Raw genomic sequence first — 22345 nt, 5'->3', positions numbered from 1 at the left:
TGTCCTCAGTCATCGGAGAGAACCAGAACCCCCAGGCGGGCATGCTTTACCCGGTTTTATACATACATATGTCCCTTTTGCGGTGCACCGGGCAGTGAGCCAGGGGCTGCGACAAGCCACCCGAGGGGAAGACATGTCCGAAAACCTGCCGGAGCCGGCTGCAAGCCGCCCGGCGCCGTCTGAGGCGAACTCTTCAGGCGGTGCCGTGGACCCGGACGTCTACCTCGACGTGCCGATCGTCAAGGTCGACGAGATCAAGCTCGAGGTCGATGATCTGCGGGCACGCGTGTCGCTGGACGCGGACGTCCTCGACCTGCTGCATCTGCACGTAGGGGCGGACGTCGCCCTGGGCCGGGTGAACCTCGAGATTCTGGGGGTCGAGGCGCAGGCGCTGCTCAAGGTCCGGCTCGACAACGTCGCCCTCATCATCAGGGACGTCCTGGAGACGATCGACGACAATCCCCAGCTGATCGAGAACATCACCCGGGGGGTCGGTGCCGCCGTCCGCGACGTCGGCTCCGGCGCCGGCCGGGCGGTGCACGACGTCGGCACGGGCGCGGGACGTGCTGTGAGCGACGTCGGAGCAGGCGCGGGACAGGCCGTGGGAGACGTCGGAGCAGGCGCCGGACAGGCCGTGGGAGACGTCGGAGCAGGCGCCGGACAGGCCGTGGGAGACGTCGGAGCAGGCGCCGGACAGGCCGTGGGAGACGTCGGAGCAGGCGCGGGCCGCGCGGTCGGCGATGTGGGCGCGGGCGCCGGGCAGGCCGTGGGAGAGGTGGGCTCGGGCGCCGCGCAGGCGGCCGGCGATGTGGGAGCAGGCGCCGGGCGAACCGTCGGCGACGTCGGCGAGAGCACGGGCACAACGCTGCGGGGCACGGCGGAGCAGGTGGCGGGCACCGCCGGTGGCACGGCGGAGCAGGGGGCGGGCGCTGCCGGTGGCGCGGCGCGAGAAGTCCCGGCCACCGCTCAGCAGGCCGCCGAGAACGCGGCGGGCACCGCCCCGGCGAACGCGGAACCCGCGAAGCCCCAGGGCGCGGACGGGCGGCCCGGCGAGGACGAGAAGCAACGCACGCCGCATGACGAAGAGCCGGAGCTCCGGGAACCACAGGACGGGGGACCACAGGACGGAGAGCCGCGGAAACCGGCACCGACCACGCTCGGCCCTGCCCTGCGCGAGCTGGGGAGAGCCGCGCGGCGCGCAGGCGTACGCCGGCTACGCAACCTGGCTCAGAGCCGCAGCCGCAAGTGAGGACAGGACGGCAGCGCGACCGGAGGAGGCGGGACGGACATGGGTGACGAGCGCCGCGACAGGCGAGCCGGCGAACCGCACGAAAGGCGTCCCGACAGGCGACCCGACAGGCGGCCGGGTGCGCGGCTTGTCGCGGATGCGGACATCGTCTTCTCCGCGACGGTCCGCGCCGACAGCGTGGCGTTCGAGGAGGCGCCTTCGGTGGCGGTCACGTTCTCTGGTGAACCGGCCCACGAGTCCGGGTCCGGCAGCCGCCGTACCGGCCTGCCCGAACACGTCTCCGAGGGAGAGACCTACCGCGCGGTCCGCGTCGACTACGTGATAGCGGCCAGGGTCATGGCCGACGAGACGCCGGCGGCGGACGAGGACGACCCGTGACCCGGCTCGTTCCTCGGGTCGCTGCGCGAAGAACACGCACTCCCTCCCGGGCCGGTCCGGAGCCCCGCGAACCTCCTTCACCGTCTACCCGTGCTCGACCAGCCGCGCCCCGGCCTCGTCCCGCTCGCGGAAGCGCAGCGTCGAGTTCGACGTCACCACCGCGCCGTCTCAGCACCGCGACGTCCGCCGCGAACGCGCGCCCGGCCGGATCCCGGGTCTCGGACACGAGGTGACCGCCTGGGCGGACGCCGGACGCGCCGAGGTCAGGAGGGCGCGGTGCGCGTGCGGGCGATGAGGAGCGCGATGTCGTCCTCGGAGGGCGTGTCGTCCACCATCGTGCCGATCACCCGGGCGCACAGGTCGTCCAGCGGGAGGGTGGGTGCGGCCAGGGCGGTTCCGAGGCGCTGCAGGCCCGCGTCGATGTCGGCCCCGCGCCGCTCGACCAGGCCATCGGTGTAGAGGGCGATCAGGCTGCCCTCGGCGATTTCGACCTCGACGCGTTCGTAGGAGCCGAGCCCCAGGCCGACCGGTGTGCCGCTGGGCAGGCGGGCGAAGCGCACCTCCCCGGACGGGTGCACGATCGCGGGCGGCGGGTGCCCGGCCCCGGCCATGGCGCAGCGCCGGGTGACGGGATCGTAGACCGCGTACACGCAGGTGGCTCCCGTGGTGTCGAGGGGCGCGTCGCCCGCGCCCGCGTCCTCCTCCGCCAGGCGCACCACCATGGTGTCCAGGAACGCGAGCACCTCGTCGGGCGGCAGCCCCTGGTACGCGAGGGTGCGCACGGCCGTGCGCAGCCGTCCCATCGTCGCCGCGGCGTTGATGCCGTGGCCGGTCACGTCGCCGACCACCAGGGCGACCCGGCCGTCGCCCAGCGGGATCACGTCGTACCAGTCGCCTCCGACGGTGCCGATCACGTTGGAGGGCAGGTAACGCCAGGCCAGGTCGACGGCTCCCCCGCCCGAGAGGTTGCGCGGCAGGAGGTCGCGCTGCAGGGCCAGGGCGGCGGTGCGCTCGCGGGTGTACTGGCGGGCGTTGTCCAGGCTGAGCGCGGCGCGGGCGGCCAGCATCTCCGCGAGGTTCAGGTCGTCCTCGGTGAACGGCGCGGGATTCTCGGTGCGGACGAACACGGCGACGCCCAGGATGTCCCCCCTGGCCTGGAGCGGGACGATGATCAGGCTGTGCATCCCCGTCTCGTGGATGACCTCCGCCCGGTCGGGGTCGACGTCGAGCCAGGTGCAGGGCGAGGTGTCCATCACGGGCTCGAAGTGGGACCGGCCTGAGGACAGGACCGCGGTGAAGGGGGACGACGGGGGGACGAAGACCACCTCGCCGCGCCGCCAGAGGGACTCGGGGAACTCCCGGTGGATCGAGGCCGCGCCCGCGCGGTGGAACACGGGGACGCTCACCTCGGTGGCGTCCATCCGGCGCAGGGGCTCGTCGTCGGGCAGGACGTGTTCTGACACGTCGACCGTGACGTAGTCGGCGAGGCCCGGCACGGCCAGCTCGGCGAGCTCCTGCGCGGTCTTCATGACGTCGAGCGTGCTGCCGATCCTGATGCTGACCTCTCCGAGCATGGCCAGCCGGTCGCGGGCCCGGCTGCGGCTCGTGTCCATGGCCAGCGCGCACACGCCCAGCGGCCGCCCGTCCGCCCCGTCGAGGCGGTAGAGCGAGGTCGACAGGGTCTGCTCGGCGGACTCGTCCTCGGACGCCCATCGGCACTCGCGGTCGAGCACCGGCGTCCCGTCGTCGAGCACCCTCCGCATCGCTCCCGCGATGGCCTCCCCGTCGAGGCCCGGTGTGCTCTCGGGCCGGCTGCCGAGCCGGTAGTGGGGAAAGACGTCGCCCAGGCGCCGGGCCGTCTCGTTGAGCCAGACGCACCGCAGGCCGGCGTCCCAGACGCCGATGGCCACGGGCGCGCGGCTGAGGATCGGCTCCGTCACCGGCGGGCCGTCCGCTGCCAGCGTCAGGAGCCAGCTCTCGCGCTGCGCCGCGGCGTGCAGACGGGCGCCATGGACGTGCAGGAGGAGCGGGCCGTCGTCGCGGTGGCGGGCCATGACGAGACCGGACCAGCGCCCGCCGTCGCCCCGAGCGCTCCGGTCGCCCGGCTCCAAGAAGATCGAGCTCGAACGGTGCAGGACCTCGCCGGCGTGGTATCCGAGCAGCTTCTCCGCGGCATCGGTCCAGCCGGTCACGATGCCTTCGGCGTCGGTCATCACGACCGCGGGGACACCTGACTCGTCCCAGGAAAAGGGATTCATCACTCTTATTGTAGCGATGACCTGCGATGATACCGGTTGTGATCATGATCCTGTCACGCCTGGCGGCGCAACCCGTCGACGAGGTCGGACAGCGTGAACGTGGCCGCGGTCAGCGCCGCGGCTCCCGGCGTGCTGACATAGGGGACGGTCATGAAGTCGGCGCTGAGCGCGCCGGGCGTGACCACGACCATGAGGTAGCCCCTGCGCCGCAGGTGGAACTTCAGGTGGGGGTTGGCGGCCAGCAGCGGGTCCGTGGCCGGATCGTCGTCGCGGCCGTCCCCGCCGCTGGCGATGGAGGTGACCGCGAGCTCGGCCCCGACGGGACGCGCGCCGGGATCGTCGTAGTCGAGGACGAGGTCGCCCGCCCAGTGCGCGTGCACGTCGCCGGTGAGCACGACGACGTTGCGCACGCCCGCCTTGACCCAGCCCTCGGTGATCCGCTGCCGGCTGCCGGTGTAGCCGTCCCAGGCGTCCTGCCGGACCAGCCGGCCCTCGCCGGGGTCGCGGTCACGCTGGCCGAAGAAGACCTGCTGCCCGACGAGCTCCCACCGGGCACGGGAGCGCCGGAACCCCCTGAGCAGCCAGTTCTCCTGGTCCAGGCCGATCATCGTACGGGCGGGGTCGGCCGGCGCCGGGCACGAGCTGTAGCCCGCGCCGCACAGGTGCGGGTCGCGGTACTGGCGGGTGTCCAGCATGTGCAGCGTGGCGAGCCTGCCCCAGCGCAGCCGCCGGAAGAGCTGGACGGCGGTGCTGCCGGGACGGGCGGGCGGGCGCAGGGGCATGTGCTCGTAGTAGGCGCGGAAGGCCGCCTCCCGGCGCTGCGGCGGGATCAGGTTGGTCCAGTTGTTGAGCACCTCGTGGTCGTCCAGGATGGCCGCCCACGGGGCGGCGGCGTGGGCCTCCCTGAGGTCGGGGTCGGTCTTGTAGAGCGCGTGCCGGCGGCGGTACTGGGCCAGGGTGACGACCTCCGGCCCCTCGTGCGCGCGGACGTTGCCGCCGGGCAGCGCCACGTGGTCGCTGCCCTGCTCGTAGATGTAGTCGCCGAGGTGCACGATCAGGTCGGGGCGCTCGCGCGCCATCCTGGCGTACGCGGTGAAGTGCCCGTGCTGGTAGTTGGCGCACGAGCAGACGGCCACGCGCAGCGACCTGGGCATCGAGCCCGGCACGGGAGCGGTCAGCGCCCGCCCGGCCGGCGAGACGTGGGGGCCGGCCTTGAACCGGTACCAGTATTCCCGTCCCGGCTGCAGGCCGGTGACCTCGACGTGCACGCTGTGCGCCCATGCGCGGTACGCCACCTGCACGCCGTGGCGCACCACGTTCCTGCCCGCCGGGTCGCTGGTGACCTGCCAGTGCACGGGGACGGGCGCCGCGGGCATGCCGCCGAACCCGTCCTCGGCCAGCGGCTGCGGGGCCAGGCGGGTCCATGCCACGAACCCGCCGGGCTGGGGGTCGCCGCAGGCCACCCCCAGGGTGAACGGCTCGCCGAAAGCGGCGGACGGCACCAGGGGCGGCAGGCCCGACGCCAGCCCCATCGCGAGAAACGACCTCCGGTTCAGCACAGGAAGAATGATCGCCACAAGCGCGGGTTACCGGTGCGCGGACACGCCAGCCGGCGCCGCCCCGCATGACACCCGTCACGGCCATGCGCGATGACCCGGCAAGATAGGACGATGACCGACATCAGGGAGGAAGGCCGCCGCCGCCGGACGTTCGCCGTCATCAGCCATCCGGACGCGGGCAAGTCCACGATGACCGAGGCGCTGGCGCTGCACGCCTCCGCCATCACCGCGGCGGGGGCGGTGCACGGCAAGGCCGGCCGGCGCGGCGTCACCTCCGACTGGATGGAGCTGGAACGTTCTCGCGGCATCTCGATCACCTCCGCGGCGCTCCGCTTCGACTACCGGGGCCACGTGTTCAACCTCGTCGACACCCCGGGCCACGCCGACTTCTCCGAGGACACCTACCGGGTGCTGGCCGCCGTCGACTGCGCGGTGATGCTGATCGACGCGGCCAAGGGCATGGAGCCGCAGACCATGAAGCTGTTCCAGGTGTGCCGCCATCGCCGCATCCCGGTCATCACCTTCGTCAACAAGTGGGACCGTCCCGGCCGCGACGCCCTGGAACTGCTCGACGAGATCGAGGAGCGCACCGGGTTGCGGCCCACCCCCGTCACCTGGCCCCTCGGCGCCGCCGGCCACTTCCACGGCGTGATCGACCGGGCCACCGGGCGCGCCGTCCGCTACACCCGCACCCCCGGCGGGGCCACCCGGGCCCAGCAGGACGAGCTGACCGCCGAGCGCGCCCGCGTCGAGCTGGGGCATGACTGGGAGCAGGCGAGCGAGGAGGTCTCGCTGCTGGCGGCCATCGGCGCCGACCACGACCAGAAGTCCTTCGAGGCCCACGAGTCGACCCCGGTGCTGTTCGGCGCGGCGCTGCCGAACTTCGGGGTGGCCCGGCTGCTGGACGCCATGGTCGAGCTGGCTCCCCCGCCCGACGACCGGTCCGACGTCGCCGGCGCCGTGCGCCCGCTGGACGCGCCGTTCTCCGGGCTGGTGTTCAAGGTGCAGGCCAACATGGACCGGGCGCACCGTGACCGGATCGCGTTCGTACGCGTCTGCTCGGGCCGGTTCGAGCGGGGCATGGTGCTCACCCACGCCGCCACCGGACGGCCGTTCGCCACCAAATACGCGCAGAGCGTGTTCGGCCAGGAGCGCACCACGCTGGACGAGGCGTACCCCGGCGACGTGGTCGGCCTGGTCAACGCGACCGCGCTGCGCCCCGGCGACACCCTCTACGACGGGTCCGCGGTGACCTTCCCGCCGATCCCCAGCTTCGCGCCCGAGCACTTCGCCGTCGCCCGCGCCCGCGACTCCAGCAAGGCCAAGCAGTTCCGGCGCGGCATCGACCAGCTCGACGCCGAGGGCGTCATCCAGGTGCTCCGCTCCGACCTGCGCGGCGACCAGGCGCCGGTGCTGGCGGCGGTCGGGCCGATGCAGTTCGAGGTGGTGCAGCACCGCCTGTCCGCCGAGTTCGGCGCGCAGATCAGCCTCGACCGGCTCGACTACACCCTGGCCCGGCGCACCGAGGCCGCCTCCGTGCCGCTGCTGGCCGGCCGGCGGGGCGCCGAGGTGCTGGAGCGCGGCCGCGACCAGGCGCTGCTGGCGCTGTTCACCGACCAGTGGCGGATGCGGTCCATCATGCGCGAAAATCCCGGGATCGTCCTGGAGCCGCTGATCGCCGACACCAGCCAGGAGCCCGGGTGATTCCCCGCCGTCTGGTGCCGCGCCCGGCGCAGTGATATGAACCCTTTCGGAGAGCCCGGCCCGCAGGGGGAGTGAGACGTTGGTCAAGATCGCGTTCCTGCTGCTCCTCGTCGGGCTCGGCTGGGCGGCGGCCGACCTCGGCGACGTCACGGGCCTGGAGCATTCGGGCGCCTACCTGCTGCTGAGCAGCCTGCTGCTGGCGGTGGGGCTGTACGGCAGCACGCACGGCATCGACCGCACCGAGGCCCGCCAGCACGGGAAGCTGATCCTGCTCGCGGTGACCGTCGGCGTGCTGCTGAAGGCGGCCTTCATCGCCGGCGTGATGTATCTCGTCACCGGCGACCCGCGGGCGATGATCCTCGCGATCGCCGTGGCCCAGATCGACCCGCTGTCGGTCGCCGCGGTGATGGCCGACAACCGGTTGTCGTCACGCGCCAAGACCATTCTCGGGGCGTGGTCCTCGTTCGACGACCCCGTCACGGTGATCCTCGCGTTCTACGCCGTGTCGCTGACCAGGCCCGCCGAGGGCGGGCTCACCCTCTCCTACCTGGCCGACCTGGGGCTCAACGCGCTGTTCGCCGCCGCGGCGTACGGGGTCTGGCGGCTGATCAGGAAGGCTCCGCCGCTGCTGAGCTACCTGGCGGCGGCCACCGCGGTCGTCTCCGCGGCCTGGAGCTCCCTCATGCTGGGCGTGGCCACCGCCGGCCTCTACCTGCGGATGCCCGACTCGCGGTGGCTGGCGCGAGCGGTGACCGCGGCGTTCGCGCTGTCCGCGTTCCTGATGGGGCTGCTGCTGGTGGGCGGGGCGAACCTGATGAAGGGCATGCTGCTGGGCCTCGCCGCGTTCGCCGCGCAGATGCTCGCGGCGCTGGTGCTCACCCACGGGCTGCCCGTCACCGACCGTGTGCACCTCGGGCTGGCGCAGCAGAACGGGATCACGGCGGTGATCCTGGCCGTGGCGTTCGAGCGGGAGTTCGCCGGCTTCGTGGGGGTGATCGCCCCGGCGATCGTGACGGTCAACCTCATCTACGTCGTGGCCAACCGCATCGCCGACCGCTGGGGCCCGTTGCGTCCCCTGCCTTCGTCGCCGGAGTGATCCGGTGGCGCCCGCCGCGGCTCAACCGACGATCACGGGTTCCTCCGGAAGTTCGTAGCGGCGGGTGCGCTGTTTCAGCGCGAGCGCCGAGCCCAGCGTCAAGGGCCCGATGCGGCCGACGAACATCAGCAGGCTGAGCAGCACGTGCCCGGCCAGCGGGGTGCTCGCGGTGATGCCGGTGGACATCCCGTTGGTCGCGAACGCCGAGATCACCTCGAACAGCACCCGGTCCAGGCCGTGGGAGGTGATCGTGAGCATCAGCAAGGTCGAGACCATGACCAGGAAGACGCCCAGCAGGCTGATGGACAGCGCCTGGCGCTGGGTGGCGGCGGGCAGCCGGCGGTGGCCGATGTTGACCTGGCTCTCACCGCGCAGCTCGGCCCAGACCATGAACAGCACGAAGCCGAACGTGGTGACCTTGATGCCGCCCGCCGTGCCCGCGCTGCCGCCGCCGATGAACATCAGCACGTCGGTGACCAGCCACGACGACGGGTTCATCTGGCCGATGTCGAGGGTGTTGAACCCGCCGGAGCGCGGCATGACCGCGGCGAAGAAGGCCGACAGCAGCTTGGCGGAGTCGTCCAGCGGGCCCATCGTGCCGGGGTTGCGCCACTCGGCCGCGAGGAACGCGATCGTGCCCGCCGCGATCAGCAGGGCGCTGAGCCCGACGGTGACCCGGGTCAGCAGTGACCAGCGGCTGGGGCGCCGCCAGTGGCGCAGCAGGTCGAAGACGACCGGGTAGCCCAGCCCGCCGACGACGACGGCCACGGCGACGGTCAGGCAGATCCACGGATCGGCCACGAACCGCATCAGGTTGTCCGGCCACAGCGCGAAACCGGCGTTGTTGAACGCCGACACCGCGTGGAAGACGCCCAGGTAGGCCGCCCGGCCCGGCGGCTCGCCGTACCCGACGACGAAGCGGACGGTGAGCACGGCGGCCACGGCCGCCTCGCACACCAGGCTGAACAGCACCACCTTGCGCAGCACCTGGCGCAGGTCGGCGGCCACCACGGACTTCGTCTCCAGCTGCGCGCTCAGGCGGGCGCGCAACCCCACCCTGCCGGAGACGATGACCATGATCAGCGTGGCGAGCGTCATGATGCCCAGCCCGCCGACCTGGATGAGCAGCGCGATGACCACCTCGCCGAACACCGACCAGTGCGTGGGCGTGTCCACCACGACCAGGCCGGTCACGCAGACCGCGGAGGTGGCCGTGAACAGCGCGGTCAGCCAGTGCGAGGGCTCGCCGCCGGCGGTGGCCGCAGGGGTGGCCAGCAGCAACGTGCCGACCAGCACCGCCAGCCCGAAGCCGGTGGCGATCACCACGGCCGGATGCCGGCCGCGCCCCGGCACCGCCGGCCGGCGCGGCGTCATCCCGCCTCCCGGCCGCAAGGGCCGCCCGCCCCACCGCCGCTGTCACTCATGTGGAGCCTCCGTCGAGTCGCCCGGGCTGACGCGCCGACCTCACCCGCGGCACTCCGGGCCATACGCTAGCGCAGCCCGCGGCGGCGCCGCCAACAGAGGTCGGGCGCCCGCCACCTGGGCGTCTGCCCCTTCTGAGGCTTAGGGAGGGTTGTACGCCGATCATGGCGCCATGCCCATGACTTCCCGGCTCCGTTGCACTGTGCAATCATGGAGGCGACCCCGATCGCCGCACGTCCCGGGCGGGGACGTCGCGGATGCTGGGAGCGGAGGAGCGGCATGGGGAGCGAAGACCGGACCGGGTTCACCTGCGTCGTCACCCAGCGCGATGGAGCCGCCGTCCTGACGGTGACGGGCGACCTCGACATGACCTCGGCGCCCGAGTTCCGCCGTGGCCTGCTGCAGGCGATGTCACGCCGCACGCCGCCCTTCATCATCGCCGACCTGCGTGAGGTCGCCTTCTGCGACTCCTCGGGGCTGGGCGCGCTGATCTCGGCCGCCAACACCGCCGAGGCCGCGGGCGGCCGCCTCGTGCTGAGCGGGGTCCAGTCCCGCCTGGCCCGGCTGCTCAAGGTGACCGGGCTGGACAAACGTTTCCAGTTCTGCGACCCGCCCGGCGGTCTCCTGGCCACGCTGACCCGGGTCCACAACGCCGGCACGGCGGTATGGAACTGACGGGGACGTCCCTCACCGTCCGCCGGTGAAGGCACACCGCCGCGGCGGTGGATCCCCGGAGGCGTCCTCACTCACGCGAGCTCCACGTCGTGCGCGAGCACCGTGCCCGTGCCGTCGAGCCGGCAGGTCGCCGGGTAGCCGTACACGCCGAACGCCGTGGACAGGCTCTCCCCGCGGCGCTCGGTGAAGACGCGGGCGACGGGCCGCAGGGCGCCGGCCGGCTCCGCGGTCTCGCCGGGCTCGCCGACGACGACGGCGATCACGTTGTCGTGCCGCGCGGCCAGCTCGATGAACCGGGGCAGCCGCTCGGCGCACGCGGGACCGGTCGCGGAGAAGAAGCCCACCAGCCCGGCGCCGAGGTCCTGCCTGGACATCTTCGCGCCGTCGACGTCGGCCGCCACGAAGTCACCCGGCGCGCCGCCCACCGGCAACATCACCGGCGGGCGGGCGTCGGCCGCCCGGATGGGCTCCGCCGGAGCGAACAGCACGGCGAGCCCTCGCCGCCGCGTCACCAGGGCGACCCCGGCGAACACGGCCAGCACCGCCGCCGCGAGGGCCAGCCCGGCCGCGCGCCACGGGGTGAGCAGCAGGACCGCCGTGACGAGCTCCGCACCGGCCGCTGTGCCCGCCGCTGTGCCCGCCACTGTGCCCGCCACTGTGCCCGCCACTGTGCCCGCCCACCGGTCCGGGAGCAGCCGCAACGCGCGTACGGAGGCGGCGAAGCCGCGGAACGCCTCCGCGCCGGAGACCTTCGCCAGCGACGAGACCGCGAAGACGACCACGAGCAGCACCGGCGGAAAGACCCGCAGGAACTCCCCCATCCTCACCCCCGGCCCGTCGGCGTCGCCATCGGCACACCCTGCACCTGGCCGTTGGCGTCCGGTTGGTCTTTTCCTGGCGCGCCTGGACGGCCGCGCCCTACCGGAGCGCGATCAGGTCGGCGTACCCGGGGTTCCACAGGTCCTCGGCCCCGTCGGGCAGGAGCAGCACCCGGTCGGGCCGCAGCGCCTCGACGGCCTCGGGGTCGTGCGTGACCATCACCACGGCCCCCCGGTACGCCCCGACCGCCGCCAGCACCTCGGCCTTGGACGCCGGGTCGAGGTTGTTGGTCGGCTCGTCGAGCAGCAGCACGTTGGCCCGCGAGCTGACCAGCCCGGCCAGCGCCAGCCGGGTCTTCTCCCCGCCCGACAACACTCCGACCGGTTTGTCGACGTCGTCGCCGCCGAACAGGAACGACCCGAGCACCGTCCTGGCCTCGCCGCCGGTGAGGTGCGGGGCGACGCCGGCCAGATGTTGCCCGACGGTGTGCGCCGGGTCCAGGGTGTCGTGCTCCTGGGCGAAGTAGCCGAGCCTGAGCCCGTGGCCGGGCACGACCCGGCCGGCGCTGGGACGTTCGTGCCCGGCCAGCAGCTTCAGCAGCGTCGTCTTGCCGGCGCCGTTGAGCCCCAGCACCACGAGCCTGCTCCCCCGGTCGATGGCCAGGTCGATCCCCGGCAACACCGGCACCGTGCCGTAGGACTTGGTCAGGCTGATCGCGCCGAGCGGCATCCGGCCGCAGGGCGCGGGCTCGGGCAGCCGGATGCGCGCCACCTTCTCGTCCCGCCGTACGGGCTGCGTCTGGGCGAGCATGCGGTCGGCGCGGCGGGCCATGTCCCTGGCGCGCACGGCGGTGGCCGACCTGGCGCGCATGCGCCCGGCCTGGGCGTGCAGCGCGGCGGCCTTGCGCTCGGCGGCGGCCCGCAGCCGGGCCCTGCGCCGGTCGTCGGCCTCGCGGTCGGCCAGGTAGGTGTGCCAGCCGGTGTTGTGCACGTCGAGCGCGGCCCGGTCGCCGTCCACGTGCCAGATCCGGTTGGCCACGTCGGCCAGCAGCCCGGTGTCGTGGCTGATCATGACCAGGCCGCCCGGGTAGCCGGCCAGGAAGGAGCGCAGCCAGGCGATGGAGTCGCCGTCCAGGTGGTTGGTCGGCTCGTCGAGCAGCAGGACGCCCTGCTCGGCGAAGAGCGCGCGGGCCAGCTCGACCCGGCGGCGCTGCCCGCCGGACAGGGTGCCGACCGGCCGGGCGAGGGCCTGGTCGGGCAGGCCGAGCCCGGCGGCGACCCTCGCGGCCTCGGCCTCCGCCGCGTAGCCGCCGCGGACCTGGAACTCGGCCTCCGCACGGGCGTAGCGGGCCATCGCCCGCTCGTCCGCGGCGTCTGCGAGAGCGCTCTCGGCGGACCGCAGGGCGCGTACGGCCTGGTCGAGCCCGCGGACCGAGAGGATGCGGCCGAGGACGGCGGTGTCCGGATCGGCGGCGGCGGGGTCCTGCGGGAGGTGGACGACCGGGCCCGAGCGGGTGACGGAGCCGGCCGCGGGCTGCGCCTGGCCGGCGAGGATCTTCATGAGGGTGGTCTTGCCGGCGCCGTTGCGGCCGACCAGGCCGACGCGGTCGCCGGGGGCGACGTGGGCGGTGACGCCCGACAGCAGGAGGCGGGCGCCGACGCGCACGTCGACACCACGGAAGGTGATCATGGGATGACGCTCCGGATAAGCTCAAGGACACACAGGTGACGCGGAAGCGGGTGTCCTGGCTAAGAGATCCGGGGCGTAGACATGCGGCCAGTGTACCGGCCGCTTCGCGAACCTTCCTCCCCTTTACCGCCGGGCCCGCGCGGCACGCCGGTCCTGTTACGCGGACGAGGCATTGACGTTTCTGGAAGCAGGGCCGATGATGCTCTGCAAGCCGATGTCAACGTTGACATATGTCAACGTTGACACTCGCACTCCCCGAGATGGAAGGCCCTGATGTCATGAGACGGCTCGCCCGCGGCTTAACGTCCCTCATCGCGCTCACCGGCATGGTCGTCGCCGCGGCTCCGGCCGCCGCCCAGGCCCCCGAGCACCCCGAGTTCCCCTACCAGCCGACCACGTACACCGAGCCGTACCGGGGCCAGTTCCACTTCAGCTCGCGGGGCGGCTGGATGAACGATCCGAACGGGCTCCTCCACTACAAGGGCACCTACCACTTCTTCTACCAGCACAACCCGCACGGTCTCGGCTGGGACACCATGCACTGGGGCCACGCCACCAGCACCGACCTGGTCCACTGGACCCAGAAGCCGATCGCCCTCGAACCCGGCGTGCACCCCGGCGACCTGTGGTCAGGGGCAGGAGTCGTCGACGCGGCCAACACCTCCGGCCTGCGCGAGGGAGCCGAGGACCCGCTCGTCGTCTTCTCCGGCACCAACGGCGTCTCGGTCTTCTACAGCACCGACGCGGGCCGCACCTTCAAGGCGTACGACAACGGGCGCAAGGTCGTGACCATGCCCGGCACCAGCCGCGACCCCAAGGTGTTGTGGCACGCCGCCACCAAGCGGTGGGTGATGCTGGTCTGGTCCGACGCGGGCGGCAACGGCGTCAACATCTACTCCTCCCCCGACCTGCTCGACTGGACGTTCCAGAGCAGGTACGCGGCCGACTGGCTGTTCGAGTGCCCCGACTTCTTCGCCCTCCCCGTCGACGGGGACAGGCGCAGGACGAAGTGGGTGCTCACCGACGCGAGCGGCGAGTACGTCGTCGGCGACTTCGACGGCACGGCCTTCACCACCGGCTGGGACAGGCCGCAGCGCATGGACCACGGCACCAACCACGCCGGCGGCTCCTTCTACGCCGGGCAGGTCTTCAACGACATGCCCGACGACAGGGTGGTGCAGATGGCCTGGATGGGCGGCAACCAGGGCGCGACCTGGACGGGCAACGCCAGCTTCCCCGCCGTGCTCGGCCTGCGCACGACCGGCGACGGCGTCCGCGTCACCCGGCAGCCCATCAAGGAGCTGGAGAAGCTGCGTTACCGGACCTCCTCGTGGCACGGCCGCGGGCTCACCCCGGCGTCGGCCGCGAAGCTGCTGCGGGACCAGTCCCTCGACACGTACGAGGTGGAGGCCGAGTTCGACGTGAGAGGCGCCACCGCCAAGCGGTTCGGGTTCAAGCTGGACGTACGGCCGGGCGGCGACGCCGGGAGCGAGGTCCTCTACGACATGGCGGCCCGCACGCTCATGGGCGCTCCCCTGGAACCCTCCCGCGGCCGGGTCACGATGCGGCTCCTGGTGGACCGGGGGCAGCTGGAGGTGTTCGGCAACGACGGCCTGGCCTCGATCACCAGGAACGTGGCCTTCGATCCGCGCGCCGACAGCAGGGGCGTGGCGCTGCACGTCGAGGGCGGCGGTGTCAGGCTCGTCTCGCTCCGCATCCACGAGCTCGCCCCCGCGTGGGGCATGGGCGAGCCGACGCTGGAGCACAACCTGCCCGGCCAGTGGCGGGTGGTCAGCGGCTCGTGGACCGACGTGGCGGCCGGCAAGCAGGGCTCGGCCGGCGGCGACGCGTTCTACCTCAGCGACCACACCGGGTCGGACTTCACCTACGAGGGCGACGTGCGGCTGGTCGACGGCACCGCGGCGGCGCTCACGTTCCGGGCCGACCCGTGGGCGGGGAGGCACTACACGGCCAACGTCGACAGCAAGGCGGGCGTGGTGAAGTTGTGGCGGCCCGGCCGCGACATCGCCACGTACAGGGCGCCCATCAAGGCGGGTCAGACCTACCACCTGAAGGTCGTGACGCGGGGGCAGAACATCAAGGTCTATCTGGACGATCGTGCCGAGCCCGTCATCGACGCGCAGGACGACCAGTACGCGGGCGGCCACTTCGGGCTCAACGTCTTCGACGGCACGGCCCAGTTCCAGAACATCCGGGTGAGCTGACCACGAAAGGCCACGGCTCCAGGGCTGCGAGGCAGCCCGCCACCTCCGCGAACTTGGCATCGAGTCCCCGGCCCACCGTGCCGAGGTCCCGGTGCCGCGTCCGGGGTCACGGGCTCGGCCTCGTCACTTCCAGGACAGCAGGCGGTTCTTGAACTTCGGATGCTTGGTCTCCCAGTAACGCCAGCCCTCCACCCGGGAGGGGACGTTCGCGATGCCGGTGCCGACCTCGACGTGGCGGCACGTGCCGAGCACCCGCCAGGCCGACCAGCCGACGCGGTAGCCGAAGACGCGGTACCACATGTTGCCGTACTTGCCCTTGGTGATCTCCCGGGTGTATTCGTGCCCGGTGAAGACCATGTGCCGCTCCTCCAGGTGAGGAAGCCCCATCTTGCGCAGGGCTCTGACCACCTCGGTGACGTGGAAGCGCGAGGGGTCCTCGGGGGTACGTGTGGAGGTGACGTCGATCCTCCTCTCCCGCTCGGTCTCGAGGAAGGCGAGCACCTCGTGCTCGCGCGTGACGGACACCGTCATCGAGCCGCCGGGGCCGTCGATGAAGCGGGTGCGCGGCACGAAGAAGTTGCGCGGCGAGAGGCGCTTGACCCTGAAGAACGTGTGCGGGCTGCACCGTCCGTGGTGGTCGCGGTGACGGAACTTGCGGAGGCGGTCGTCGTCGTCCTTCGCGAGCGCCGCCGGGGCCATGGTGACGACCAGGGCCATGGTCAAGGTGCCGTGCACTGTCGATTTCGTCATACGCCGCAGCGAATGTCCCATTCTGGACCGGGCGGACATAGCTGTTTTCTCGGTTCGGGGAATAAGTGTGAACATGTACCGTTCCTTTCGGAATGCGACCCGTGGCCGCGACTGTCGGCCGGGCAAGCCAACGAGATCGGTACGATGCTTACAGTTGCCGCGACCTGCGCAACAACGCCACGCCGCGCCCGAAGTCCCAGCACCGGGAAAGAACCAGTGAAAAAAAGTCAATATCGACTCATCAGCTCGATACGGGCACTCCACGCAACCCTACTCAAGACAAGTCGACATGGCACGAAATAACGGACATTCGCCTCTATATGTTAGGCGCGACAAGAAAGCGCGAGAAACTGTGATAACGCTTGATAACTGCGATCGCACGGAAACACGAAAGGGCCGCGAGCGGATCGGACGCTCCGCTCGCGGCCCGCGGCGGCCCTAGGCCGCCGTGGACAACATGTTGTGCGGGTCGAGCACGTACTTGCGCGCGGCACCCTCGTCGAACTCGTGGTAACCCTGCGGCGCCTGGTCGAGCGAGATGGGCGTGGCGTTGACCGCCTTCGCGATCTGCACCCGGTCGTGCAGGATCGCCATCATCAGCTCTCGGTTGTACCTCATGACCGGGCACTGGCCGGTGACGAAGCTGTGCGACTTGGCCCAGCCGAGACCGATCTTGATCGACAACGATCCGTGCTTGGCGGCCTCGTCGGCCGCACCAGGGTCTCCGGTCACGTACAGGCCGGGGATGCCCAGCGCACCGCCCGCCCGCGTGACGTCCATGAGCGTGTTGAGCACCGTGGCCGGATGCTCCTCCTCCGACTCGCGCCCATGGCCGCGGGCCTCGAAACCCACGGCGTCGACGGCGCAGTCGACCTCCGGCGCGCCGAGGATCTGCTCGATCTGGTCCTTGGGCTCGCCGGCGGACACGTCAATGGTCTCGCAGCCGAAGCTGCGCGCCTGGTCCAGGCGCTCCTTGTTCAGGTCGCCGACGAACACCACGGCGGCGCCGAGCAGGAACGCCGACGCGGCGGCGGCCAGCCCCACCGGGCCGGCGCCGGCGATGTAGACGGTCGATCCCGGGCCCACGCCCGCGCTCACGCAACCGTGGAAACCCGTCGGGAAGATGTCCGCGAGCATGGCCAGGTCAAGGATCTTGGCCATGGCCTGGTCCTTGTCCGGGAACTTGAGCAGGTTCCAGTCCGCGTAGGGAACCAGCGCGTACTCCGCCTGTCCTCCGACCCAGCCGCCCATGTCGACGTAGCCGTACGCCGACCCGGGACGGTCGGGGTTGACGTTCTCGCAGACGCCCGTCTTGCGCTCCTTGCAGTTGCGGCAGCGCCCGCAGGAGATGTTGAACGGCACGGACACGAGGTCGCCGGTCTTGATGAACTCGACGTCCGGCCCGGTCTCCACGACCTCGCCGGTGATCTCGTGGCCCAGCACGAGGCCCGGCGGAGCCGTGGTGCGGCCGCGGACCATGTGCTGGTCGCTGCCGCAGATGTTGGTCGCGACGGTCTTCAGGATCGCGGCGTGCGGCAGTTTGCGCCCCACGTTGGCCTGGTTCACCCCCGGACCGTCCTTGAGCTCGAACTCGGGGTAGTCGGTCTCGTGTACCTCGACCTTGCCTGGACCTTCGTAGACGACGGCTTTGTTGCCAGGCATGACGTTCCTTCCCTCGCGCAGTGGAGTGACGGTCTTCTCGGAGAGAGGGCATCACCTCCAGCCGCCGCGGCTGTGCCGCGATCTGCGGAATTCATACCTCAATGCCCGATTCTACCCGTCGCGACGGGAGTCACCCAGGAGCCGGACAGGGCCGGCCTCGGCGGCACGAGCGGGCCGCCGGTTTCGCCGAGCCGGCACGCATGCCTTTTCCCACTGTCTGGGCTATGGTCGGCCTTATGACGGGACCGTGGAGAACACCACGCGGGCCCATCGCGTTCACCAGCGTGATGGGCCTGGTCCTGCTGTCCCTGTTGCTGGTCGGATCCACCTACAACTGGCACGGCGGCGGCCGTGCGTACCAACCCGGCCTCGGCGCCACGCAGACGTGGACACCGGAGGCATGGGACGCGCAGCTGTCGAGCATGCCGCCGCAGACGGCGACCGGCGAGCGGCAGGTGCTGCCGTTGTGGCCGCCCCTGCGCGGTGAACGCCGCCACGAGGCCGGCCGGCTCGCGATGTCGCCCGCGTCCGGGCTCGACCCGGGCGGGATCCGCGATCCCCAGCAACTCGCGCACCGCACCGCCGGGTCGCGCAGCCCGCCGCTGATCTAGCGCTCCTCTTCTCCTGCCGCTCGCGCGGCGCCAGGCCCGGTCACGCATGCCCGGGCCCGCTCGCGAGCGCTCCTTCGGCCACCCCGGAGGTGTGCCGTTTCCCGCAAGCAAGGAGCCGAGCATCGACATGGCCGACGTCAGATCAGTCCACACGCACCTGCAGCACTACGAGCGGCACCTGGCGCGGCTGGAAGAACTCCGTGAGCTGCTGCAGGACCAGCTCGCGGCCGCCCTGTCCCGCCCCCGGCCGGCGGATGCCACCCCTGGCGTCACGGCCGATCCGCGCACGTCCGAGATCGAGGCCGCGCTCGACCGCATGGACCGGGGCATCTACGGCACGTGCCGGTGCTGCGGGACTTTCATCGCCTACGAACAGCTCCTGCGGAGGCCGTACCGGAGCATCTGCGACCGGTGCGCGCTCCAGAGAGGACATCAGCATGACTGACACCAACGGAACGACCCACCTCAGCAGCGTGCAGGCCGAGACGCTGCGTCAGGAGCTCCAGGAGCAACTGTCCCGGCGCAGCAACCAGCTGACCGGTCTGCAGGCGGCGGCGCGCGAGGGCAGTGGTGCCGACGACACGTGGCAGGAACTGCTCGTCAACATCGCCGCCGCCGACCGTGCCATCGCCGAGCTCGGCCAGGCCCTGGAACGACTGTCCGAGGGCACCTACGGGCGCTGCTCGCACTGCGAGGCGGGCATCCCGTTCGAGCGGCTCAAGATCCGGCCGCTGGCCCGCTACTGCATCGGCTGCCAGCGTCGGCACGAAGCCGCCTGACGGCGCCGGGCCGGGAAGAGCGGAGTCAGCCCCGCTCTTCCCGGCGCGACCATCGGGGCGCCGGCCGGCCGTACGGTTCGGCGCGCGGGAAGTACGCGTGCCACGCGCCCGGCCGGGCCCCTGGCAGCCGCCCCTTCTCCCATTCCAGGAGGAACGGCGCGGGAACCGGCCGGCCCTTGTCGACGGCCACCACCCGCTTGCCCGCGTCCTGGGCGTCGCGCACGGCGGACGGCGTCTCGTCGCCGCGCGGCCAGTCCAGCACGGTGTGCCCGTCGCAGCCCAGCCGGTAGGCGATGATCACCGCGTGCTCGCCGTACACCAGGCACGGGCCGTGTACACCGGCGGCCCGCAGGGCGCCGGCCACCTCGACGTCGGCCTGCCGCTTGGTCACCCGAAGGGCCACGACCTTGTCGAGCGTGAGCCCCTGCATCGTGAACTGGGCGAGCAGACCGGCGGCGACGAGGCCGAACCCGGCCCGCCGCGACCTCTCCAGCGCCCAGACCGCACCGTACGCGATGGGCAGGGCCAGCAGCGCGTACGCGGGAAGCAGGAACCGGGGCGCCGCGTAACCGACGAGGAAAACGTACGGCACGGCCAGCGCCAGCCCGGTGGCGGCAGGCAGCGCGCACTCGGCCAGGAGGGCCGAGCGCCGAGCCGCGTACAGGCCGAGCAGGACGAGGACCGGGATCGTGCTCCACCACACCAGCCAGGGCAGTACGACGGGCCCGCAGTGGGCGGGCGGCCGGCACAGCAGCGGCCCGTTGAGTGCCCGGGCGTGCTCGTACAGGGAGACGTGCAGGCCCGTCTCGTTCGCCGCGCCTGCGGCCTGCCAGCGTGCGGCGAGCCCGCCGAAGCGCACGTACGCCTCCACGATCCAGTCGGCCCAGCCCGCGGCCAGGCCCGTTCCGAGCGCGATCACGGCCTTGACCCGCCGCCGGCCTGGTGTGATCAGCAGCGCCACAGCCAGCGGAAGGGCGAGCCAGACGCTGTCCGGCGGGCGCAGCAGCCCCACCGCGGCCACACTCGCCGCCAGCCCCAGCAGCGGGCCGAGCCCGCCATCCTGGCGCAGGCAGCGCACGCACCACCCGGTCGCCGCGACCGCCGAGAACGCCACCCACAGGTTCGGCATGGCCTCGTTGCCGTAGAACAGCGACGACCACAAGGACGCGAACAGCAGGGCCGCCATCGGCACGACCGGTCCTGGGCGCACCCGCAGCCAGGTGCCGAACGACACGGCCAGCGCCAGCGCCGACAGCACGCACAGGTAGATTCGCAACGCCTCCGTCGACGACGTGACCAGCACGAGAGGGGCGACGATCAGGGTGATGCCGCGGGCGCGCGGCGCGATGAACTCAGCCGCGGGCACACGCGGGTCGACCTGGCTGACGTAGACGACCTCGTCCCAGCCCAGCCCCATTCCCGGGCCGACCAGGAGCAGTTGGGCGATCCCGTAGGAGGCGGCCACCAGAACGAGCAGCACGCGCCACGGGTCGGCGCGCAGCCGTGAACGCAACGATGAACTCACCGGCATGTTCTTAGCGCGCGACGCGGGCGCGGGACGGCCGTAACGGCAGGACTTTTCCGAACGTATGCCCGCCGGTGACGCTCACCCTCGATGGGCGCGCATGTCGAGGTGGAGATGCGAGCGGTGCAACCGCCGCGTCCGCAGCAGCCGCCTGATGTCCCCGGCGGACTGGTGGCTGAGCTGCCAGTGGAAATAGTTCACGTACTCGGCCACCGCCAGCAGGTAGAACAGGAACCCCGGCGCCGACCCGAACCCCGGAGCCTCGCGCGCCACGGACACCGCGAGGATGACGAGCCCGGCGATCAGGCCGGCCTCGCACAACCGGCGCAACCACCCGAAGGCGCCGATGAACGGCGGCTCCGGCAGCCGCGCGCGCAGTTGCCGCACCTTGATCGCCCAGTAGCCGCCGCCGATCAGCAGGTGCACGGCCACCAGGACGAACCCCGTCACGTTGACCGCGTTCAGCGGCGCGGGCAGGAGCACGAACGCCACCACGCCGAAGATCACGATGTTCACCGGCTCGAGCACCGCCAGGTTGCGCAAGCGGCGTACGAGCATGGTGCGGGGGATGATCCTGGACGTCACCCTTGAGAGGATGCCTCACGCCGCCACGCGGCGCATCACCGGCCGGTCGCTCCAACGGCCGCTCTAGCGGTCGCGGGCCGCCTCGACCAGCGGTGTGTCCACGAGGTGCTCGATGAGGAACCACGTCTGCAGCTCTCCCGTGCGGATGACGTCGGAGACGAGCAGGTCGTTGGTGCCGTCGTCGCCCATCTCGGCGGCGCGGGCGGCCGCGTCGTGCGCCGCCACCAGGATCGCCTCGTGCGCCTCGATCAGCCGCGACAACATCGCGGGCACCTCCTCCGCGCCGTCCGGCGGGCGCGGGATGACGGTGATCTCAGAGACGTGCCGCGGATCGCCGACGGCCACGCCGCCGAGGGTCTGCACCCGCTCGGCGAGCGCGTCGACGAGCTCGAGCTGCTCCGCGGCATGCTTGTCGAGCAGCAGGTGGAGCTGGTAGAAGGTCGGGCCGCGCATCAGCCAGTGGTGCTTCTTGTACAGGCTGTAGAGGATCTGGGTGTCCGCGAGCACCTGGTTGAGGCGCTGGCAGGAGTACATCCGCGCTTCGTACGTGAGCCCGAGCGGGAACATGCGGACCGTGCCGAACTCCTGGATCTCCACGCCGTCCTGGTGAATCCACGGCTGGCTGGACCCTTTCCGGCGAGACTTGGCGGTGCGTTTGATGGTGGCCACGGTCCGATCCTTCCTGTACGGGTCACGTCGGACCGAACATTCCCCTGGACCAGGGCGTACGAGCACCACGTTCGCCCATCAATCGGAAAAGACCCGTGCGCCCGCTACAGCAGGTCGCCGGCGCCGGAGCGGGTGAGCTCGGCGAACGCGTCGTCGACGGAGTCCACCTGGTCCAGGGCGCCCAGCTCCAGGCGCTGCGCCCCGCCGCCACCCGCGACGATCATGCGCCCGCCCGACGCCCGTGCGTGCCGGTCGGCCGAGCGCAGCGTCTCGCGCCCCGAGTCGTCGGTCTCGGTGAGGCCCTCGACGTTCACGATGAACAGCGGCGGTATCCGGGCGACCAGCACCTTGACGAGGTATTGCTGGAGGACGAGCGATGCCACCCCGGCGAGGCGGCCCTTCAGGTGCAGGAGCGCGATGCGGCCGTGGCGGTCGAACCCGATGTCGAAGTCAGGATGAGCCCCGTAGGCGCCTGGTTCCATCGGGTTCATGGCATCCGTCCAGGTGGGGGGAGCGTGTTGTGCGAGCCCACCCTAGCAGTCCGTTGCTTCGCGCAACGGACTGTCGCCGCATTCCGGCCCAACGCCTCGCGCCTTTTCGGCCCGCCACCTGAACGCTTCTCGCGGACGCCGCGTATCCCGTAGTGACCCGGCGCAGCCCATGCAGGGGCCGAGCCCTGAAACCCAGAGG

Annotated in this window: 20 protein-coding genes; 9 read left to right on the top strand and 11 right to left on the bottom strand. The window is 71.8% G+C overall.

Annotated features, from left to right (window positions below):
• The first annotated feature begins 205 nt into the window (after positions 1-205).
• Complete coding sequence (locus tag ABGB14_RS04235) at positions 206-1249, top strand: hypothetical protein (protein WP_347642185.1); 1044 nt, start codon at positions 206-208, stop codon at positions 1247-1249.
• A gap of 39 nt (positions 1250-1288) precedes the next feature.
• The gene (locus ABGB14_RS04230) at positions 1289-1627 is read left to right on the top strand and encodes a hypothetical protein (protein WP_347642184.1); all 339 of its coding nucleotides are present in this window, start codon (positions 1289-1291) and stop codon (positions 1625-1627) included.
• A gap of 263 nt (positions 1628-1890) precedes the next feature.
• Here the strand turns inward: ABGB14_RS04230 and ABGB14_RS04225 are convergent, their stop codons facing one another.
• Both ABGB14_RS04225 and ABGB14_RS04220 read right to left on the bottom strand, forming a co-directional pair.
• Positions 1891-3885 (bottom strand): SpoIIE family protein phosphatase, encoded by a 1995-nt coding sequence (locus tag ABGB14_RS04225; protein WP_347642183.1) that lies wholly within the window; start codon positions 3883-3885, stop codon positions 1891-1893.
• A gap of 53 nt (positions 3886-3938) precedes the next feature.
• The gene (locus ABGB14_RS04220) at positions 3939-5444 is read right to left on the bottom strand and encodes an alkaline phosphatase D family protein (RefSeq protein ID WP_347642182.1); all 1506 of its coding nucleotides are present in this window, start codon (positions 5442-5444) and stop codon (positions 3939-3941) included.
• A gap of 111 nt (positions 5445-5555) precedes the next feature.
• On the opposite strand from ABGB14_RS04220, the gene ABGB14_RS04215 reads away from it, so the two are divergent.
• Together ABGB14_RS04215 and ABGB14_RS04210 are read left to right on the top strand one after the other, a co-directional pair.
• Complete coding sequence (locus tag ABGB14_RS04215; RefSeq protein ID WP_347642181.1) at positions 5556-7148, top strand: peptide chain release factor 3; 1593 nt, start codon at positions 5556-5558, stop codon at positions 7146-7148.
• A 79-nt stretch (positions 7149-7227) separates the two neighbouring features.
• Complete coding sequence (locus tag ABGB14_RS04210; RefSeq protein WP_347642180.1) at positions 7228-8244, top strand: hypothetical protein; 1017 nt, start codon at positions 7228-7230, stop codon at positions 8242-8244.
• 21 nt (positions 8245-8265) lie between these two features.
• Here ABGB14_RS04210 and ABGB14_RS04205 read toward each other — a convergent pair whose 3' ends face one another.
• On the bottom strand, positions 8266-9618 hold the full coding sequence (locus ABGB14_RS04205) for a potassium transporter TrkG (RefSeq protein ID WP_347642179.1): 1353 nt from the start codon (positions 9616-9618) through the stop codon (positions 8266-8268).
• Positions 9619-9945: 327 nt separating this feature from the next.
• Between ABGB14_RS04205 and ABGB14_RS04200 the strand changes: the two genes are divergently transcribed.
• Complete coding sequence (locus ABGB14_RS04200; protein WP_347642178.1) at positions 9946-10341, top strand: STAS domain-containing protein; 396 nt, start codon at positions 9946-9948, stop codon at positions 10339-10341.
• Between the two features lie 71 nt (positions 10342-10412).
• Here the strand turns inward: ABGB14_RS04200 and ABGB14_RS04195 are convergent, their stop codons facing one another.
• Both ABGB14_RS04195 and ABGB14_RS04190 read right to left on the bottom strand, forming a co-directional pair.
• The gene (locus tag ABGB14_RS04195; protein WP_347642177.1) at positions 10413-11162 is read right to left on the bottom strand and encodes a MauE/DoxX family redox-associated membrane protein; all 750 of its coding nucleotides are present in this window, start codon (positions 11160-11162) and stop codon (positions 10413-10415) included.
• 97 nt (positions 11163-11259) lie between these two features.
• Positions 11260-12849 (bottom strand): ABC-F family ATP-binding cassette domain-containing protein, encoded by a 1590-nt coding sequence (locus ABGB14_RS04190; RefSeq protein WP_347642176.1) that lies wholly within the window; start codon positions 12847-12849, stop codon positions 11260-11262.
• 278 nt (positions 12850-13127) lie between these two features.
• Here ABGB14_RS04190 and ABGB14_RS04185 point away from each other — a divergent pair, with 278 nt between their 5' ends.
• Positions 13128-15074 (top strand): glycoside hydrolase family 32 protein, encoded by a 1947-nt coding sequence (locus ABGB14_RS04185; protein ID WP_347642175.1) that lies wholly within the window; start codon positions 13128-13130, stop codon positions 15072-15074.
• A gap of 123 nt (positions 15075-15197) precedes the next feature.
• On the opposite strand, the gene ABGB14_RS04180 is transcribed toward ABGB14_RS04185, so the two are convergent.
• Together ABGB14_RS04180 and fdhA are read right to left on the bottom strand one after the other, a co-directional pair.
• On the bottom strand, positions 15198-15824 hold the full coding sequence (locus tag ABGB14_RS04180) for a hypothetical protein (protein ID WP_347642174.1): 627 nt from the start codon (positions 15822-15824) through the stop codon (positions 15198-15200).
• 438 nt (positions 15825-16262) lie between these two features.
• Entirely contained in the window at positions 16263-17486 is a 1224-nt protein-coding gene (gene fdhA / locus ABGB14_RS04175; RefSeq protein WP_347642173.1) for a formaldehyde dehydrogenase, glutathione-independent, read from the bottom strand.
• Positions 17487-17722: 236 nt separating this feature from the next.
• Between fdhA and ABGB14_RS04170 the strand changes: the two genes are divergently transcribed.
• The 3 genes from ABGB14_RS04170 to ABGB14_RS04160 all read left to right on the top strand — a co-directional run bounded on the left by ABGB14_RS04170 (position 17723) and on the right by ABGB14_RS04160 (position 18876).
• Complete coding sequence (locus ABGB14_RS04170) at positions 17723-18097, top strand: hypothetical protein (RefSeq protein WP_347642172.1); 375 nt, start codon at positions 17723-17725, stop codon at positions 18095-18097.
• A 127-nt stretch (positions 18098-18224) separates the two neighbouring features.
• Complete coding sequence (locus ABGB14_RS04165; RefSeq protein ID WP_347642171.1) at positions 18225-18542, top strand: TraR/DksA C4-type zinc finger protein; 318 nt, start codon at positions 18225-18227, stop codon at positions 18540-18542.
• Positions 18535-18876, top strand: a complete 342-nt coding sequence (locus ABGB14_RS04160; RefSeq protein WP_347642170.1) for a TraR/DksA family transcriptional regulator — start codon at positions 18535-18537, stop codon at positions 18874-18876. The genes ABGB14_RS04165 and ABGB14_RS04160 overlap by 8 nt, the downstream gene beginning before the upstream one ends.
• Positions 18877-18901: 25 nt before the next feature.
• Here ABGB14_RS04160 and ABGB14_RS04155 read toward each other — a convergent pair whose 3' ends face one another.
• From ABGB14_RS04155 to ABGB14_RS04140, 4 genes are all read right to left on the bottom strand, one after another.
• Positions 18902-20401, bottom strand: a complete 1500-nt coding sequence (locus ABGB14_RS04155; protein ID WP_347642169.1) for a hypothetical protein — start codon at positions 20399-20401, stop codon at positions 18902-18904.
• A gap of 81 nt (positions 20402-20482) precedes the next feature.
• On the bottom strand, positions 20483-20986 hold the full coding sequence (locus ABGB14_RS04150; RefSeq protein WP_347642168.1) for a hypothetical protein: 504 nt from the start codon (positions 20984-20986) through the stop codon (positions 20483-20485).
• 63 nt (positions 20987-21049) lie between these two features.
• The gene (locus tag ABGB14_RS04145) at positions 21050-21655 is read right to left on the bottom strand and encodes a DNA starvation/stationary phase protection protein (protein WP_347642167.1); all 606 of its coding nucleotides are present in this window, start codon (positions 21653-21655) and stop codon (positions 21050-21052) included.
• A gap of 104 nt (positions 21656-21759) precedes the next feature.
• Positions 21760-22137, bottom strand: coding sequence for a hypothetical protein (locus ABGB14_RS04140; protein WP_347642166.1), 378 nt, complete (start codon positions 22135-22137; stop codon positions 21760-21762).
• Between the last annotated feature and the right edge of the window lie 208 nt (positions 22138-22345).

It is taken from the genome of Nonomuraea sp. B10E15 (assembly GCF_039871615.1).
Lineage (GTDB): Bacteria > Actinomycetota > Actinomycetes > Streptosporangiales > Streptosporangiaceae > Nonomuraea.
This window is presented reverse-complemented; position numbering and strand designations above follow the sequence as displayed.

What these genes read in the sequence shown, in the direction of transcription:
- ABGB14_RS04230 (WP_347642184.1), top strand. Translation starts at nt 1,289, where the DNA reads ATGGGTGACGAGCGCCGCGACAGGCGAGCCGGCGAACCGCACGAAAGG.
- ABGB14_RS04225 (WP_347642183.1), bottom strand. Translation starts at nt 3,885, where the DNA reads ATGAATCCCTTTTCCTGGGACGAGTCAGGTGTCCCCGCGGTCGTGATG.
- ABGB14_RS04215 (WP_347642181.1), top strand. Translation starts at nt 5,556, where the DNA reads ATGACCGACATCAGGGAGGAAGGCCGCCGCCGCCGGACGTTCGCCGTC.
- ABGB14_RS04205 (WP_347642179.1), bottom strand. Translation starts at nt 9,618, where the DNA reads ATGACGCCGCGCCGGCCGGCGGTGCCGGGGCGCGGCCGGCATCCGGCC.
- ABGB14_RS04200 (WP_347642178.1), top strand. Translation starts at nt 9,946, where the DNA reads ATGGGGAGCGAAGACCGGACCGGGTTCACCTGCGTCGTCACCCAGCGC.
- ABGB14_RS04195 (WP_347642177.1), bottom strand. Translation starts at nt 11,162, where the DNA reads ATGGGGGAGTTCCTGCGGGTCTTTCCGCCGGTGCTGCTCGTGGTCGTC.
- ABGB14_RS04190 (WP_347642176.1), bottom strand. Translation starts at nt 12,849, where the DNA reads ATGATCACCTTCCGTGGTGTCGACGTGCGCGTCGGCGCCCGCCTCCTG.
- ABGB14_RS04185 (WP_347642175.1), top strand. Translation starts at nt 13,128, where the DNA reads ATGAGACGGCTCGCCCGCGGCTTAACGTCCCTCATCGCGCTCACCGGC.
- ABGB14_RS04180 (WP_347642174.1), bottom strand. Translation starts at nt 15,824, where the DNA reads ATGACGAAATCGACAGTGCACGGCACCTTGACCATGGCCCTGGTCGTC.
- fdhA (WP_347642173.1), bottom strand. Translation starts at nt 17,486, where the DNA reads ATGCCTGGCAACAAAGCCGTCGTCTACGAAGGTCCAGGCAAGGTCGAG.
- ABGB14_RS04170 (WP_347642172.1), top strand. Translation starts at nt 17,723, where the DNA reads ATGACGGGACCGTGGAGAACACCACGCGGGCCCATCGCGTTCACCAGC.
- ABGB14_RS04165 (WP_347642171.1), top strand. Translation starts at nt 18,225, where the DNA reads ATGGCCGACGTCAGATCAGTCCACACGCACCTGCAGCACTACGAGCGG.
- ABGB14_RS04160 (WP_347642170.1), top strand. Translation starts at nt 18,535, where the DNA reads ATGACTGACACCAACGGAACGACCCACCTCAGCAGCGTGCAGGCCGAG.
- ABGB14_RS04140 (WP_347642166.1), bottom strand. Translation starts at nt 22,137, where the DNA reads ATGGAACCAGGCGCCTACGGGGCTCATCCTGACTTCGACATCGGGTTC.